Annotated in this window: 14 protein-coding genes; 7 read left to right on the forward strand and 7 right to left on the reverse strand. The window is 69.9% G+C overall.

What is annotated here, in order from left to right:
• Positions 1 to 150 precede the first annotated feature (150 nt).
• Both pheS and pheT read left to right on the forward strand, forming a co-directional pair.
• Positions 151 to 1,212, forward strand: a complete 1,062-nt coding sequence (gene pheS, locus ACIA1L_RS27505) for a phenylalanine--tRNA ligase subunit alpha (RefSeq protein WP_396075862.1) — start codon at positions 151 to 153, stop codon at positions 1,210 to 1,212.
• Positions 1,213 to 1,214: 2 nt separating this feature from the next.
• The gene (pheT, locus tag ACIA1L_RS27510) at positions 1,215 to 3,692 is read left to right on the forward strand and encodes a phenylalanine--tRNA ligase subunit beta (protein ID WP_396075863.1); all 2,478 of its coding nucleotides are present in this window, start codon (positions 1,215 to 1,217) and stop codon (positions 3,690 to 3,692) included.
• A gap of 40 nt (positions 3,693 to 3,732) precedes the next feature.
• Here the strand turns inward: pheT and ACIA1L_RS27515 are convergent, their stop codons facing one another.
• The 3 genes from ACIA1L_RS27515 to ACIA1L_RS27525 are packed head-to-tail and all read right to left on the reverse strand — an operon-like array spanning position 3,733 to position 5,438.
• The gene (locus ACIA1L_RS27515) at positions 3,733 to 4,506 is read right to left on the reverse strand and encodes an S-adenosyl-l-methionine hydroxide adenosyltransferase family protein (protein WP_396075864.1); all 774 of its coding nucleotides are present in this window, start codon (positions 4,504 to 4,506) and stop codon (positions 3,733 to 3,735) included.
• A 4-nt stretch (positions 4,507 to 4,510) separates the two neighbouring features.
• Positions 4,511 to 5,209: a hypothetical protein gene (locus ACIA1L_RS27520; protein WP_396075865.1), complete on the reverse strand. Its 699-nt coding sequence runs from the start codon at positions 5,207 to 5,209 to the stop codon at positions 4,511 to 4,513.
• Between the two features lie 46 nt (positions 5,210 to 5,255).
• The gene (locus ACIA1L_RS27525; RefSeq protein WP_396075867.1) at positions 5,256 to 5,438 is read right to left on the reverse strand and encodes a hypothetical protein; all 183 of its coding nucleotides are present in this window, start codon (positions 5,436 to 5,438) and stop codon (positions 5,256 to 5,258) included.
• A 442-nt stretch (positions 5,439 to 5,880) separates the two neighbouring features.
• Here ACIA1L_RS27525 and ACIA1L_RS27530 point away from each other — a divergent pair, with 442 nt between their 5' ends.
• Entirely contained in the window at positions 5,881 to 7,014 is a 1,134-nt protein-coding gene (locus ACIA1L_RS27530; RefSeq protein ID WP_396075869.1) for a helix-turn-helix domain-containing protein, read from the forward strand.
• Here ACIA1L_RS27530 and ACIA1L_RS27535 read toward each other — a convergent pair.
• Positions 6,988 to 7,551: an NUDIX domain-containing protein gene (locus ACIA1L_RS27535; RefSeq protein ID WP_396075870.1), complete on the reverse strand. Its 564-nt coding sequence runs from the start codon at positions 7,549 to 7,551 to the stop codon at positions 6,988 to 6,990. The two genes, ACIA1L_RS27530 and ACIA1L_RS27535, sit on opposite strands and share 27 nt — an antisense overlap.
• Before the next feature lie 52 nt (positions 7,552 to 7,603).
• On the opposite strand from ACIA1L_RS27535, the gene ACIA1L_RS27540 reads away from it, so the two are divergent.
• Together ACIA1L_RS27540 and ACIA1L_RS27545 are read left to right on the forward strand one after the other, a co-directional pair.
• Entirely contained in the window at positions 7,604 to 8,278 is a 675-nt protein-coding gene (locus ACIA1L_RS27540) for a rhomboid-like protein (RefSeq protein ID WP_396075871.1), read from the forward strand.
• A gap of 35 nt (positions 8,279 to 8,313) precedes the next feature.
• Positions 8,314 to 8,640, forward strand: a complete 327-nt coding sequence (locus ACIA1L_RS27545) for a TraR/DksA family transcriptional regulator (RefSeq protein WP_396075872.1) — start codon at positions 8,314 to 8,316, stop codon at positions 8,638 to 8,640.
• An 8-nt stretch (positions 8,641 to 8,648) separates the two neighbouring features.
• Here the strand turns inward: ACIA1L_RS27545 and ACIA1L_RS27550 are convergent, their stop codons facing one another.
• From ACIA1L_RS27550 to ACIA1L_RS27560, 3 genes are all read right to left on the reverse strand, one after another.
• Positions 8,649 to 9,593: a serine hydrolase gene (locus ACIA1L_RS27550; RefSeq protein WP_396075873.1), complete on the reverse strand. Its 945-nt coding sequence runs from the start codon at positions 9,591 to 9,593 to the stop codon at positions 8,649 to 8,651.
• Positions 9,594 to 9,687: 94 nt separating this feature from the next.
• A complete protein-coding gene (locus ACIA1L_RS27555) occupies positions 9,688 to 10,590 on the reverse strand; it encodes a phosphotransferase (protein ID WP_396075874.1) in 903 nt (300 codons plus the stop codon).
• 13 nt (positions 10,591 to 10,603) lie between these two features.
• Complete coding sequence (locus ACIA1L_RS27560) at positions 10,604 to 12,847, reverse strand: glycoside hydrolase family 3 N-terminal domain-containing protein (protein ID WP_396075875.1); 2,244 nt, start codon at positions 12,845 to 12,847, stop codon at positions 10,604 to 10,606.
• Positions 12,848 to 13,041: 194 nt separating this feature from the next.
• Between ACIA1L_RS27560 and ACIA1L_RS27565 the strand changes: the two genes are divergently transcribed.
• Positions 13,042 to 13,659 carry a hypothetical protein gene (locus tag ACIA1L_RS27565; protein ID WP_396075876.1) on the forward strand — a complete coding sequence of 206 codons (618 nt, stop codon included), beginning with the start codon at positions 13,042 to 13,044 and terminating at the stop codon, positions 13,657 to 13,659.
• 51 nt (positions 13,660 to 13,710) lie between these two features.
• A complete protein-coding gene (locus ACIA1L_RS27570) occupies positions 13,711 to 14,409 on the forward strand; it encodes a hypothetical protein (protein ID WP_396075877.1) in 699 nt (232 codons plus the stop codon).
• Positions 14,410 to 14,505: the final 96 nt, after the last annotated feature.

The raw sequence follows: 14,505 nt of genomic DNA on the forward strand, positions 1-14,505 counted from the left end.
CGCGCGAACTTCCCTGACCGGCGGGCTGCGGCCCCGCCGCGCCTCCGTACACTGATCCACCGAGTCAGACCCTCGCGGCCCTCGCTGCGCTCGGTGCACTCGGTCCTGACGAGCCGACGGCTCATCTGGTGTGAGGGAGTTCGCCCGACCATGTCCTACCGCAACGATCCATACGATCCGAAGCAGGCCGCCCTGCTCGCGCCCGAGGCTCTCGAGGCCGCGGTCACAGAGGCGGAGCAGGCGTTCGCCGCCGCGACCGACCTCGATGCGCTCGGTGCGCTGAAGCCCGCCCACCTGGGCGACCGCGCGCCCGTGTCGCTGGCCCGCCGTGAGATCGGTTCCCTGCCACCCGCCGCCAAGTCCGACGCCGGCAAGCGCGTCAACGTGGCCCGGCAGGCCGTCCAGGGCGCCTACGATTCCCGCCTCGCCGAGCTGGAGCGCGAGCGCGCCGCCCGGGTGCTGGTCGAGGAGCGCGTCGACGTCACCCTGCCCTGGGACCGGCGCCCGCGGGGCGCGCGGCACCCGCTGACCACGCTCATGGAGCACATGACCGACCAGTTCGTCGGCATGGGCTACGACGTCGTCGACGGCCCCGAGCTCGAGCTGGAGTGGGCCAACTTCGACGCCCTCAACATCGGGCCGGACCACCCGGCGCGCGGGCTGATGGACACGTTCTACGTGGACCTGCCCGGCCTGGTCATGCGCACCCACACATCCCCCGGTCAGGTCCGCACCATGCTGACGCAGCAGCCGCCGATCGCGGTGGTCTGCCCGGGTCGGGTCTACCGCACCGACGACCTGGACGCCACGCACAGCCCGGTGTTCCACCAGCTCGAAGGCCTCGTCGTCGACGAGGGCATCACCATGGCCCACCTCAAGGGCACGTTGGACCACTTCGCCCGGGCCATGTTCGGCCCGGACGCGCGCACCCGCTGGCGCCCGCACTACTTCCCGTTCACCGAGCCGTCCGCCGAGTTCGACGTCTGGTTCGCCGGGCACCGCGACGGCGCCCGCTGGGTCGAGTGGGGTGGCTGCGGCATGGTCAACCCGCGGGTCCTGGTCGCCGCCGGTATCGACCCGGAGCGCTATTCCGGGTTCGCGTTCGGCATCGGCGTCGAGCGGACGCTGATGTTCCGCAACGGTGTGAGCGACATGCACGACATGGTGGAGGGTGACGTCCGGTTCACCCGCAACTTCGGTATGGCGGTCTGATCATGAAGCTGTCCCTCTCCTGGCTGCGCGAATACGTCGAACTGCCGGCGCCGGTCGACGTCGCCGAGCTCGAACGCCAGCTGGTCGGCCTCGGCATCGAGGTCGAGTCCATCCACGACCAGGCCGCGACGATCTCCGGCGACCTGGTCGTCGGCCGGGTGCTCGAGATCGAGGAACTGACCGAATTCAAGAAGCCGATCCGCTTCTGCAAGCTCGACGTCGGCAACCCGGACCCGCAGGAGATCGTCTGCGGCGCCCGTAACTTCGCTGCGGGCGATCTCGTCGTGGTCATCCTGCCCGGCGGCGAGCTGCCCGGCGGGTTCACGATCGGTGCGCGCAAGACGTACGGGCGCAACTCGCACGGCATGATCTGTTCCGCCGCCGAACTGGGCCTCAGCGGCGACCACGACGGCATCATCGTGCTCCCACCGGACACGGCCGCGCCCGGCACCGACGCGCGCCCGCTGGTCGGCCTCGACGACGTGATCATCGACATGGAGATCACGCCGGACCGCGGCTACCAGATGAGCGTGCGGGGTGTCGCCCGCGAGCTGGCCTACGCGTACGGCGTCGCGTACACCGACCCGGGCCTCGCCCCGGCGGCGGAAGGCACTGTGGCGGCCCCGTATTCGGTGACCATCGAGGACACGGTCGGCTGTGACCGCTTCGCGGCGCGCGTCGTCCGGGGCATCGACCCGGCCGCGCCGTCACCGGAGTGGATGCAGCGTCGGCTCCTCGCGGCCGGCATCCGCACCATCTCGCTCGCCGTGGACATCACCAACTACGTGATGCTCGAGCTCGGCCAGCCGATGCACGTCTTCGACCTCGACCTGCTGCACGGCGGCCTGGTCGTGCGCCGGGCCCGGCCGGGCGACAAACTCACCACCCTGGACGGCGTCGCCCGCGTTCTCGACGCCGAAGACATGGTGATCTGCGACGACACCGGCCCGATCTCGCTCGCCGCGGTCATGGGCGGCGAGACCAGCGAGGTCCAGCCCGGCACCGTCAACGTGCTGCTCGAAGCCGCGCACTGGGACCCGGTGATGGTCAGCCGGACCGCCCGGCGGCACAAGCTGTTCAGCGAGGCGGCCAAGCGCTGGGAACGCGGCGTCGACCCGCGGCTGCCGCTCGTCGCCATCCAACGGGCGGTCGAGCTGCTGACCGCGCACGCCGGTGGCACCGTCAGCGAGCAGGTGCTCGACCACGACCACGTGGCCGCGCCCACGCCGGTGCACCTGCCCACCGACCTGGCCAGTCGCCGGATCGGGCTCGCGTACCCGGTCGAGCAGGTCACCGAGCTGCTCGGGCAGGTCGGCTGCACGGTCTCCGGCACCGAGCCGCTCGAAGTGGTCCCGCCGTCCTGGCGGCCGGACCTCGTCGCGCCCGTCGACCTGGTCGAGGAGATCGCCCGGCTCGGCGGCTTCGACGCCATCCCGAGCCTGCTGCCGCCCCTGCACGGCGGCGGCAGCCTCACCGGTCAGCAGGTGCGGCGGCGCATGGTCGGTCGGGCACTCGCCGAGAACGGGTTCACGGAAGTGCTGTCGTACCCGTTCGTTGCCCCGACGGCGGCGGACACGCTCGGCTTGCCGGCCGACGACCCGCGCCGCAGCGCGGTCCGGTTGACCAACCCGTTGTCCGAGCAGGAGCCGCTGCTGCGCACCTCGCTGCTGCCGCCGCTGCTCGCGACGCTGAAGCGCAACCTCGGCCGCGGCGAACGCGACCTCGCGCTCTACGAGACGGGCACGGTCTTCCTGCCGCACCTGACCGCCGCCGCCCCGCCGCAGCTCGGCGTCGACCACGGCCCGTCCACCGAGGACTGGACCGCTGCCAACGCCATCGTCCCCGAGCAGCCATGGCACCTCGCCGCGGTGCTGACGGGTGACGCGACTCCGGCCGGCTGGTGGGGCGAGGGCCGCCCGGCCACCTGGTCGGACGCGGTCGAGGCAGCCCGCATCGCCCTGTCGGCGGCCGGGATGACTCCCGACCGGGTCACCGTCGAGGCGGTAGCATACGCGCCCTGGCACCCGGGTCGCTGCGCCGCCATCGCTGTTGACGGCACGGTCATCGGCCACGCGGGCGAACTGCACCCGGCAGTCCTGTCGGCCCTCGAGTTGCCGAAGCGCACCTGCGCGATGGAGCTCGACCTCGACGCGATCGGCGCCACGCCGGTCACCCAGGCGAAGAAGATCTCCACCTTCCCGCCCGCCCTGATCGACGTGGCCCTGGTCGTCGAGTCGGCCGTCCCGGCCGCCACAGTCGAACAGGCCCTGGTCGCCGGCGCGGGAGACCTGCTCGAATCCGTCCGGCTCTTCGACGTGTACGCGTCGGAGCAGCTCGGCGAGGGCCGCAAGAGCCTCGCCTACAAGCTGACCTTCCGGGCCGCCGACCGTACCCTGACCGTCGAGGAAGCCGTCGCCGCCCGCGACGCCGCGGTAACCGAGGCCGCGACCCGCACCGGGGCAACCCTGCGCGGCGCCTAGTTCTGCTGAGGCCGGGTCTCTCCGGGGACCCGGCCGGCTTCTACCCGCGTCCCTTCGGGGGGACGATTTCCACCCGCGTCCCGGAGGCCGGATTCCCGAAGAGTTCGGCCGCGTTCCCGCCTCGCGCGAACAACTCGTAGCAGGAGCGTCCCGCCCATCCCGAGCTGCCGGGCGCGAAGGACAGCGTGCCGGCCGGGACGGTGAACACGCCGTCGCTGACCACCGCCTCGACCTCGGCCTGCCCGATGCGCACGCGAACGGTCGCGCCGACCTCAGCCGGGGCGTCATACCAGGTCGTCTTCAGATTGCCGTACCCGTCGGTGTAGGCGACGGCCCGCTCCGGCGCGGGCGCCACCGTCACCGCCTCGCCCAGCAGATCGTCGTCACCCCGAGCCAACCCGGCCACCGCAGCCGGAAAGACGTCCCGGGACCGGAACTGCGACCCCGCATCGGGTACGTTCACCGCCCGCAACGGCACCCCCTCGGCGGCGAGGAACGACAGACTGGCTCCGGCGGCGACCCCGACAACCAGCACCCCGGAGTCGAGTCGCGCAGCGACCAGCCGTTCCCCGGCGTTGTCCTCCCGCGGATCGTCCGCGTCCTGCCGCGGCGCCACATTGGCGTAGACGACCCGATCCGCCGGTCCTTCCCCGAAAACCAACTGGGCCACGCAGAACCCGGCGCTCACCGTGTCGAACGGCGGCACCGGGATCGCCGCAACGTCGGCCTCCGGCAGCAGCAGCGCCAACCGCTGCCGCACCTCGGCGAAAGCCAGATCCCCAGTGCCGTAATCGGCGACAACAGTCAGCAGCATGCCCTCAACCTAGGGGCGTCGGCGCCTGCCCGCTCGCCTTGTCCGCCTGACGACGCAGGAGAGTGACACCGACCAGGTTGAGCCCCACACCCCAGGTCAGCGCGGCCACCGCCCAGTTCGCCACCCCGGCCGGCCCATCGAACACCTCCTGCAGAGACCCGAACGGCGTCAGCCAGGCCCGTGCCGTACCCGCCGGCGTCAACAGGGCGTACACGCTCAGCGGCACCGCGATCGTGGACAGGCACGCCCACACCGGCCGCCCGCCGATCAGCAGACCGAGCCCCGTACCGACCAGCTGCGCCAACACCTGGACGAGGACTCCGCCGACGAGGATGAACCCGGCGCCCGCCCACGGGTCCGCGGCAGTGGACCCCGACGCCGCCAGCGCAGCAACGGAGAGCACGCCACCGACCAGCCCGGCAGCCACAGCGATCACCGTCGCCCCGACCAGCATCGGCAGCGCAGCAGCCCGTGGCGTCCGGCGCAGATCATGCGCGAGCAACACCCCAACGAACGGCAGCGGCACCGAAATGAAGCTCTGCACGTTCTCGGCGAAGGTGGCAAAGGTCCGTTCCCCGGCCGGCAGGCCCACCACGAGCAACCCCGCCGCCAGCGCCCCGAACAGCATCGTGACGATCAGCAGAATCCGGCGGCCCCGCGTTCTCGCAGCCGCCCGCAGCACGCCCGCAACCTCTGTGGACATCGTGCCTCCCCTCGACGATGATCCACACCGTACCGGCCGGCGATGATCACCGTTGTCCCCATCTTTCGCCGGCAGAGTATCGTCGCAGCGGCATCGCCCAGTCCAGAAAGCGGTCGCGCAGCCCCACCGACAACCGACCCCCGCAGTCGTCGAACGCTTCCCACAGGCACGTGCCGAGATAGATCAGCAGGCTGCCCACGTCGGCCGCGTACTCTTCGGAAAGCTGCACCTTGGCCGGTGCGCAGGGCCACGGCTCGGCACAGGCGGAGCATTCCCATCCGGGTCGTCGTGGGAGGTGTTCATCATTCACGACTGGCCGCCCGTTGCCCGGTGCTGCTGTCCCGGAGTGAGCCGGCCCGCCTGACCGGCCTCGGGCCAAGCCGCGTTCGGCACCGACCCCCAGGCACCGGTGCGGTCGGTGGGGGCGTACCGGGCGCGCACGCGAGCGCGAATCGCCTCGTCGCAAGGCCACCTCAAGCCGCAAACTCCGCACTGGTCAGCACGCCATTTCCACCAGCGCCTCGGTGCTCGCGGGTAGTGCATCGTCATGCGCTTACCTTGCTGCGCGCAACGCCCGAAGCAAATGACAGTGCGTTGCCGCCTCGTTGCACCTTTGCTGCATGTGCGGTCTACGCTTGGCGGCACCGAGCGACCCTTCGGTGGGAGCCTTGATGACCACTGTGCAGCGTTGGACTGGCAAGGAGACGCGTGCGCTCCGCTTGTCGCTTCGTCTCACCGTCCGTGGCTTCGCAGCGGATCTCGGCGTGGGTGTGCGGACCGTCGCCAACTGGGAGGCCGGCGGGTCGGGAGTCGTGCCCCGTCCCGAGCTGCAAGCCGCCCTCGACACCCTGCTCGGACGGGCCGATCTCGACGCACAGGATCGCTTCGCGCGCTCGCTGGGCGGTCAAAGCCCAGTTGAGTCCGAGGACGCAGGCGCCGAACTGCGTGGACGTCTGGCAGCTGCCTCGGCGGTCGATACAGAAACCATCCGGCTACTGACGGCCCAACTGAACGACATCCGCGCAATGGACAGAATGCTCGGTGCGGAGACCTCTGCGCCGCAGCTCTCGGGCTATCTGGACACTGTCAAAGGATTGCGGTCCTTCACGATCGGCAATCGCGAGACGCTGGCCGACTTGTATGCGGACGCAGCCACTCTCGCCGGGTGGCAATGTCTTGACACAGGGTGCGTGGGTGCGGCTTGGCGCCACTACGAAGCGGCGAAGGAAGCTGGACGGGAGGGTCGCTCCCGTTCCGCGCTGGTGCATGCTCTTGCTGAGCAAACCTATGTGTTGCTGGAGATCAACGACATTGGACGCGCAGCGGAGCTCGCCGAATATGCTTGCTCCCTCGCTGCTGGCCGAGTGCCGGCCTTGCTGTCTTCCTGGCTGTGGGCCGTTCGCGGGGAGGTCCACGCCGCGGCAGGTAACATTTCTGACTGCCATGCGGCCTTCGAAGCAGCGGCGAGGGCGCTGCCCACCGATCCTCTCGATCCCGACCTTCCTTTCGTCGTGCTCAGCGAGGTGCACCTGGCCCGTTGGCGAGGCAATGCGTGGGCCACGCTCGGCGACCAAGCCGCGATCATCGAACTCGAAGCTGCGCTGGACAGGCTCGACGAGAGCTTCGTCCGCGCCAGAGCTGGCCTGCACGCTGACCTGGCCGGTGCTTTCCTGGCGAGGAAGCGGCCCGAGCCGGCGAGCGCTCATCTTCAGGCCGGGGAAGCGCTGGCCACGCGTGTCGGATCCGTTCGTCAGCAGCGGCGAATGAGTCGGATCCGATCAGCCTTGGTAGGCGCTGCCGGATAGCAGCAGGAGCAGTCCGACTAACGTGCCAGAGCCCAACGCCTTTCCCTCCTGCAGCAGGGTGGGAATCGTGTCACGCGGAATCCAGGCCACCGAGCCTGCTTCCTCCTTGTCAGTGGGCGAACCGATGAACCGCGCCCCACGGAAGAGGAAGAGCTCGTGCCTGGCGTCGACCATTCCGGGAATGGGATGAAAGGCGGAGATGCGCTCCGGCTTGCCGAGTGGACGCCAGCCGGTCTCTTCCTCGGCTTCGCGTGCTGCTGCTTCCGCGAAGGACTCGCCTGGTTCCGGGAAGCCACCCGGCAGTTCCCACCCGACTTGGTCCGGCACGAAGCGGTGCCGTCGCAGCATCAAGACCTGACCCTCGTCGTTCAGCACCACCGCGACGGCGACGTTTCTGAGATGGACGACGTGGTGCCAGAACGGCGCTTCGCCGGGTGGTTCGACCTCCCGCTGGGAGAGCCTGACCCACGGGTTGTCATAGAGGGTCCGCTCGCCGAGCACGCGCCATCGGGAAGTGTTGCCGGCATCCTCGGGCACGACGCGATCCTACGCCGCGGCGTCCTGGACAGAGCACAGGACAATGCCTCGCATGATCAACCAACTCGGGCGTGCTGTGCTGGCCTATCCGCGGCGTGCGCCGATGACCTTCAGTTACGTCGTGCTGCTGCTGGCCGGGTACGTGTGGGTCAGGCAAGGGTTGTCGGCTGAGCGAGCGAACGCCGTACTCGGCTACGTCAGCACCAACCTGGACAACCTGCAGGACCATCCGGTGACGGCGATGCTGGGCAGCGTGCTGTTCTTCGACGGCACACTCACCGACTTCGCCTCGCTGGACTTCGTCGGCACGGTGATCATCCTGGGTCTCGGCGTCATCTGCTGCCTGGCCTGGGCGGAACGCCGCTGGGGTGCGTGGCGGGCTGCCGCTCTGTTCCTGGCTGGGCACATCATTGCCACCCTGCTCACCACCGTCGCCATCGTCGTCGCCTTGGGCCAGGGCTGGTATCCGGAAGACGTACGGCATTCCCTGGACTACGGCGTCAGCTACGGCTCACAGACCATGCTGGCGCTCGCTGTGCTTGCCCTGCCGCGCTGGGCGCGCATCCCGTGGGCGGTGTTCGCGTTGGGCTGGCCGCTCGGCGGGCTCGTCTGGTTCGGCCCGATGCCCGACTTCAACACCATCGGCCACGTCCTCGGCGCCGTGATCGGCCTGGTGCTGGCGGCAGTTCCGGCACTCCGACGACCGAGGGTCGACACGCCCAGGTGAGGCGCGCTCGGGCCGGCTGACCGTACGCTCGGGGAATGCTCCGGGACGACCTAGTGCGGCTGCGTGCCAGTGCCGAGGCTCAGGCGATGACGTTGGCGCAAGATCTGGAATCGCTGTTCGTGGCTTCGCGGGATGCGAACGCCGACGATGAACACGACCCGGAGGGCGCGACCATCGGGTTTGAACGGGCCCAGCTGACGGCGTTGCTGGCCGCCGCGCGGGAGCGGGTTGCCGAGGTCGACGACGCGCTGCGCCGGATGGACGCAGGCACCTACGGCGTCTGCGAGGGCTGCGGGCAGTCGATTCCCGAAGCGCGGCTTGCTGCCCGGCCGTTCGCCCGCTGCTGCACCGCGTGCGCTTAGGGTGCGTCCTAGAGGCTGTCGAGGAGCGTACGCCCGAGCACCGCATGCGCCTCGACCGCCGGGTGGGTCGCCCCGTAGTTGTCGGGGTCGGGGAGGCCTTCGGCGAAGAGGGCGTACGTGAGCTTGGGGTTGCCGTTGGTGTCGAACATGATGCCGGCCTCGTGGCGAGAGGCGCCGAGCTCGTTGGAGTCGGCGCCGTATTTCGTGGCGATGCGGCTGCGTTCCGCGGAGGACATGGTCCGGCGGATGCCGTCGTGGTAGCCGTTGATCCAGCGGGTGATGCTGAGCAGGAAGCGGCAGGAATCCGGGGACAGCAGGGTTCCGGTGGCGAGGCGCCACAGGAGGTCGTGCGTTTCGCGGGGTGTGGTGGTGCCGAGGAAGAAGCGGTGCGGGTCGTCGACGGGTTCGACGCGGGTGTGGGTGAAGCCTTTGGCCGCGAGGATGTCGTTGATGTCGGCGGCGGGTACGACGCGGCCGCACATGCGCACGGCGGTGTTGTCGGACATCAGGAGCATGGCGGTGAGGACGTTGGCGACGGTGATCTGGTCGCCCCAGACGGTGTGCAGGAAGTAGATCCCGGAACCGTCGAGGATGATGTCTTTGTTCAGGTCGAGTGTGGTGCCGAGGGTGAGGGCGCCGCGGTCGATCTTGTCGAGGACGGCGGTGGCGACGGCGAGTTTCTGGACGCTGTAGCCCTCGGTGACGTGGTCGGCGTCGTCCTCGACGATCGGCTGGAGTTGGCCGGCGGGGTCGACGGCGGCGATGTGGGAGTGCCAGGTGCCGCCTGCCTTGGCCTTCTGTTCGGCGTACTTGTCGGAGATCGTGCCGGAGAAGGAACCGGAACCGGTGCCGGGGTCGGGGGTGGCCGCCGCGGCCGGCTTGCTCATGCCTGCGGCCGCTGCTGCGGCGGCGCCCAGGCCGAGGGCGGTGCGGCGGGACAGGTGTGCGGGCATCGGGCTCCCTCGATCGTCCGGTGGTCCGTCGGCACGATAACGCACAACGGACGAAAGCCGTAGAACGATACGGCGCACCGCAAACCGCGACCGATCAAGGTGCGGATATCCGCATCTGTTCGACGTTGGCTTGCAGCAGCAGCCAGGCCTCGTCGTCTTCGGCGGTGCCGGTGTGCGGTCGCCGAAATCGGTCCGCGTCCACGCACACGTCGGCGATCAGCCAGCGGCTCCGGTAGAGCTCCAGCAGTTCGGGGCGGACCTCGATGCCGGTTGCGGCGGTGTAGTCCGCGGGGTCGCCGCCGAGGAGCCACAGGTCGCGTTCGGGCGGGGCGAGCAGCGCCGTGTCCCAGTCGATCAGCTTCCAGCCGTCGGCGGTGCGCATGGTGTTGCCGGGATGGGGTTCGCCGTGGGTTGGCACGAACCCGGAGCGGTCCACAGTGGATACCAGCGAGTCGTAGCGGGCCAGCAGTCGCTGGATCGGTGCGGCGTGGTCGGCGAGCAGGGCGGCGACTCGCGCGGAGTAGGGCCCGGCTGCGGCGGGCTCTGCGGTGAGCGCGTCCCGGTGGGGGATCGTGAAGTCGTCAGCGGCCAGGTCCGCTTGCGGTGCCGAGTGCAAAGATCCCAGCATTGTGCGTACGGCGTCCCGGTGCTCCTCGCTCGGGTATGCACCCCACGAGAAACTCTGCCCGCTGATGGAGGGATACAGCGCGGCGGCGTACCGCGGGGTGACTCGGACCAGCGGCCGGACGGGGGTGACGGCGAACGGTAGGTCGAGGGCGGTCACCGCGTCGAGGGTCCGGCGCAGCCGTGCGTACGGGACGTCGAGCTCTTCGCCGGCGTGTTGCCGTTTGACCTCCAGGTCGTCCACGGTGAGGAACCAGCGGTCGCCGGCTGTCCAGTGGTGGCTGCCCCAGCCGACCGGCTGGTATTCGAGGTGGTCCAGCCCGAATGCGGCGTGCAGGACCGAGGTGGGTAGGTCGTCGGGTGGCGTCAACACACCGCTGATGGTGTCAGGAGATCCGGAATCGGGCCTGCAGGAGATTGCGCGTTCGTGAGTTCGGGCCGACGAGCAGGGCGAATTCGCCGGGCTCCACGACGCGCCGCCCGTCCGCGGTGACCAGGGAGCAGTCGGCGGCGGCCAGGTCGATGGACACGGTGACGCTGTCGCCCGGCGGCACCTCGATCTGCCGGTAGGCCTTCAGTTCCCGGTCTGCCCAGGTGACGCTGGTGACCAGGTCGCTGACGTACGCCTGGACGGTTTCGAGGGCGGGCCGGTGGCCGGTGTTCGTGAGGCGTACGGTCGCTCGGATCCGCTGGTCCGCACGCACCTCGGGCTGGGCGATGTGCAGGTCGGCGTACTCGATGGTGGTGTAACTCAGGCCTTCGCCGAACGCGAACAGCGGGTCCTGGGTGAGGTCGGCGTAGCGGTCGCCGTGCTGCCCGCGGAGCTGGTTGTAGTAGACCGGCTGCTGGCCGACGTGCCGGGCGGCCGAGAGTGGCATCCGGCCGGTCGGCTCGATGTGGCCGAGCACCAGTTCGGCGATGGCCCGGCCGCCGCGCATGCCCGGGTTGAACGCCTGCACGAGGGCGTTTGCCTGGAGTGCGGACGGGGGCAACACCGCCGGTTTCGAGTTCAGCAGGACCACGATGGTGGGTGTGCCGGTCTCGGCGAGGGCGTCGAGCAGGGCGAGCTGGCCGCCCTGGAGCTCCAGCGTGGCCGTCGACTTGCTTTCGCCGGTCAGTGCGACGGTGTCACCCACGACGACGATGGCGTAGTCGGCGGCGTGGGCGGCCGCGACTGCTTCGGCGATCAGTACGGGGTCGGGCGCCACCGTCCGGGTGATCGGGGGTCGGGGCTGTCCGTCGGCGTAGTGGCTGCCCGCGGGGTCTGCGACGAGTTGCTCGATGTCGGCGCCACGGGCGTACGTGATGGTCCAGTTCGTCGGGGCGACCGACCGGAAGCCGTCCAGGACGGTCTCGGTGAGGTGCCGGGGTTGGCCGTCCGGCAGCCAGTCGATCTGGCCTGATGCGCCGGCCCAGTCACCGAGCTGGGCGTGCGGGTCGTCGGCGTTCGGACCGATGACCGCGACTGTCTTGGTGGCGTTGGTGGGCAGTGGCAAGGTGCCGTCGTTGGTGAGCAGCACCAGCGAGCGGCGGGCCACGTCGAGGTTCAGCGCGGCGTGCCGGGGGTGCCCGATGACGGCCGCTTGCCGTTCGGCGTCGGGGGCCCGCGGGTTCTCGAACAGGCCGAGGGAGAACTTCAACCGCAGGATTCGGCGTACGGCGGCATCGATGTCGGTTTCCGCCAGCAGGCCGCGCCGCACCGCAGCCTGGGCACCCTCGAAGAACGCGGGGGTGGTCATGATCAGGTCGTTGCCGGCGCGGACGGCGACGGCCGCGGCCTCGACGTGGTCGGCGCAGACCCGCTGTTCCCACACCATCCGCCCGACGTTGTCCCAGTCGGTGACCAGGGTGCCGGTGAAGCCCCACTCGCCGCGCAGCACGTCGTTGAGCAGCCAGGTGTTCGCGGTGATCGGCACGCCGTCGATCGACTGGTAGCCGAGCATGAAGGTGCGGCAGCCCTCGCGGGCCACCCGTTCGAACGGCGGCAGGAACCAGGCGCGCAGTTTGCGGGGGCTGAGGTCGGCCTCGCTGGCGTCCCGGCCGCCCTGGGTTTCGGAGTAGCCGGCGAAGTGTTTGGCGGACGCGAGGATCGCGGTCGGATCGTCCGGCCCGGTGCCCTGGTAGCCGCGGACCATCGCGGATCCCAGCTCGCCGATCAGGTGGGGGTCCTCGCCGAAGGTCTCGTTCACTCGCCCCCACCGCAGGTCGCGGGCGATGCACAGCACCGGCGAGAAGGTCCAGTGGATGCCGGTGGCGGTGGCCTCGACGGCGGTGACCCGGGCGACCTGTTCGACCAGGGCGGGGTCCCAGGTCGCGGCCAGGGCGAGCTGGGTGCCGAACACCGTTGCACCGGGCCAGAAGGCGTGCCCATGGATGCAGTCCTCGGCGGCGAGCAGGGGAATGCCGAGACGGTTCTGTGCGGAGAGGGCGATCGCCGTCAGCATGCGCTGCGGGGAGGCGTGCAGGACCGAGCCGCACAGCCGGGTGCGTACGGCGTCCTCGAGGTCGCCGCGGGCGTCGAGCTGGAGCATCTGACCGACCTTCTCGGCCAGCGTCATCCGGCCCAGCAGGTCCTCGGTCCGCGCTTCGACGCTTGAGCTCGGATCGCGATAGGGATCGACGGTGGTCATGGCTCCTGACAAATGCATCGGTGGGGTGCGGGCAGTGTCGCACGGCCGGAACCGGTGCCGGCGATCGCGGGGATCGGCTCTTCGGCCGGGCGGTTCCGGAACCGTCCGACTGTCGACAGTCGTCGACAACCGTCGACAGTCGTCGACACGCGGCCTATGCTGGGACGAACAGCGGCTCCCCGGGAGGAGTGGACATGAGAATGGTGAGCATCCGGAACCTCCGCGGTGAGGACCTCAGACGGTGTGCACACGCTGGTGAACTGGTCGGCATCATGCGGACCCGGCGGCTGGTCGGGGTGCTGATTCCGATCACGCCCCACTGGGTCGCCCATGTCATCGAGAACAACTGGTCCCGAGTTCTGCAGAGCGTCACCGAGGGCGAGCGGGCGTTGGCCGACGGTGCGCCACTGCGCACGTTGGACGCAGCCCTGACCGAGGCGCCGGTCCCGGCAAGTCGGGGACTGCCCGACCAGGCGCTACCGATGCTGCTGGCGTCGACCGGCCTGATGGAGAAGCCTGAGGACGAGCTGCCGCCGGCGCGCAGTCTGCGAGTCGGTGACCTGTCCGCAGCCGCCATCGAGAAGGCCGGTGAGGCGGGCGAGATCCTGGCCGTGACGCACGCGGGCGAGATGCTCGGTGTCGTCGTCCCCGTCACCCAGCGCCTGGTCGGATACCTGATCAACAAGAACATGAGTCGGGTGCTCTACAACATCGGCCACGGCGAGAAGGAAGCCCACGCCGGCGAGCCGATGCGGACCCTGGAGCGCGCCATCGCCGAACATTCGGACGTGCTGCAACCCCATCGTCGCTGACCTTCGGAGGCTCGGGTGACACCGGATCCGGCCCCTGCGGACACTGTCGCGGTGAGCCCCGCTCCCGCGGATGCGTACCTCGCGGCCACCGAGGCCCTGCGCGGCACGACGCGGTGGTTGGTCAGCGCGGCTGCCGGGGTGGGTGCGGTGCTGGTGGCCGGCCTGCAGCTGACCGGGCTCGGCTCGCTCGGCCGGGGGGAGCTGCCGCGCCTGGTGGCCGCGTTCGCCGGGCTGATCGTCGCGCTGGCCGCGGTCGGCTACATGGTCCTGCGGGCGAGTCAGATCCTGACCACCGAATGGGTGACCCTGGCCGACATCGAGAAGGACATTTTCGATCAGCAGGTACGCCGCAGCGCGCAGGGTGACACCGTCGAGCGCCGAAAATTATCGGACCGGTTCGGACGCCTGCGGGATCGGCGGTATCGATTGCGGGCCGCGATGATCGACGGGCTGAAGGAACGACTCGAATTCATCGCCGAAGAGCTTTTCGGATCATTGGCTACCAGCGTGCCGGATCTGTATGCCCAGCTCGCCGACGCCAATGAGGCGGCCCGCCGATCTCCGGGCGCCGATCCGGCCCGGCTCGCCGCGGAACTTTCCCGGGCGGCGGGCACGGTGGTCGCCTTCGCCAATTTCTACATCACCAAGGAATGGTTCAAGGTGCTCCGGCGGCAGCTTGCCGTGGCCTCGGCCGTGGTGATCGCCGGGGTCCTCGTGTTCGCGTACGCGGCCAACCCGCCGGTGCCCTAGATGTTCTGTCCACGGACGTTGGTAACGCGTCGGAAGTCCTGACACGGTGAGGACCTCCGGGTGAGGTGGAGCTTGTCGAGAGTTCCGTTTCACCCG

The organism is Actinoplanes sp. NPDC051859 (genome assembly GCF_044452725.1).
In the GTDB taxonomy this organism is placed as follows: Bacteria; Actinomycetota; Actinomycetes; order Mycobacteriales; family Micromonosporaceae; genus Actinoplanes.

What these genes read in the sequence shown, in the direction of transcription:
- pheS (WP_396075862.1), top strand. Translation starts at nt 151, where the DNA reads ATGTCCTACCGCAACGATCCATACGATCCGAAGCAGGCCGCCCTGCTC.
- pheT (WP_396075863.1), top strand. Translation starts at nt 1,215, where the DNA reads ATGAAGCTGTCCCTCTCCTGGCTGCGCGAATACGTCGAACTGCCGGCG.
- ACIA1L_RS27515 (WP_396075864.1), bottom strand. Translation starts at nt 4,506, where the DNA reads ATGCTGCTGACTGTTGTCGCCGATTACGGCACTGGGGATCTGGCTTTC.
- ACIA1L_RS27520 (WP_396075865.1), bottom strand. Translation starts at nt 5,209, where the DNA reads ATGTCCACAGAGGTTGCGGGCGTGCTGCGGGCGGCTGCGAGAACGCGG.
- ACIA1L_RS27530 (WP_396075869.1), top strand. Translation starts at nt 5,881, where the DNA reads ATGACCACTGTGCAGCGTTGGACTGGCAAGGAGACGCGTGCGCTCCGC.
- ACIA1L_RS27540 (WP_396075871.1), top strand. Translation starts at nt 7,604, where the DNA reads ATGATCAACCAACTCGGGCGTGCTGTGCTGGCCTATCCGCGGCGTGCG.
- ACIA1L_RS27545 (WP_396075872.1), top strand. Translation starts at nt 8,314, where the DNA reads ATGCTCCGGGACGACCTAGTGCGGCTGCGTGCCAGTGCCGAGGCTCAG.
- ACIA1L_RS27550 (WP_396075873.1), bottom strand. Translation starts at nt 9,593, where the DNA reads ATGCCCGCACACCTGTCCCGCCGCACCGCCCTCGGCCTGGGCGCCGCC.
- ACIA1L_RS27560 (WP_396075875.1), bottom strand. Translation starts at nt 12,847, where the DNA reads ATGACCACCGTCGATCCCTATCGCGATCCGAGCTCAAGCGTCGAAGCG.
- ACIA1L_RS27565 (WP_396075876.1), top strand. Translation starts at nt 13,042, where the DNA reads ATGAGAATGGTGAGCATCCGGAACCTCCGCGGTGAGGACCTCAGACGG.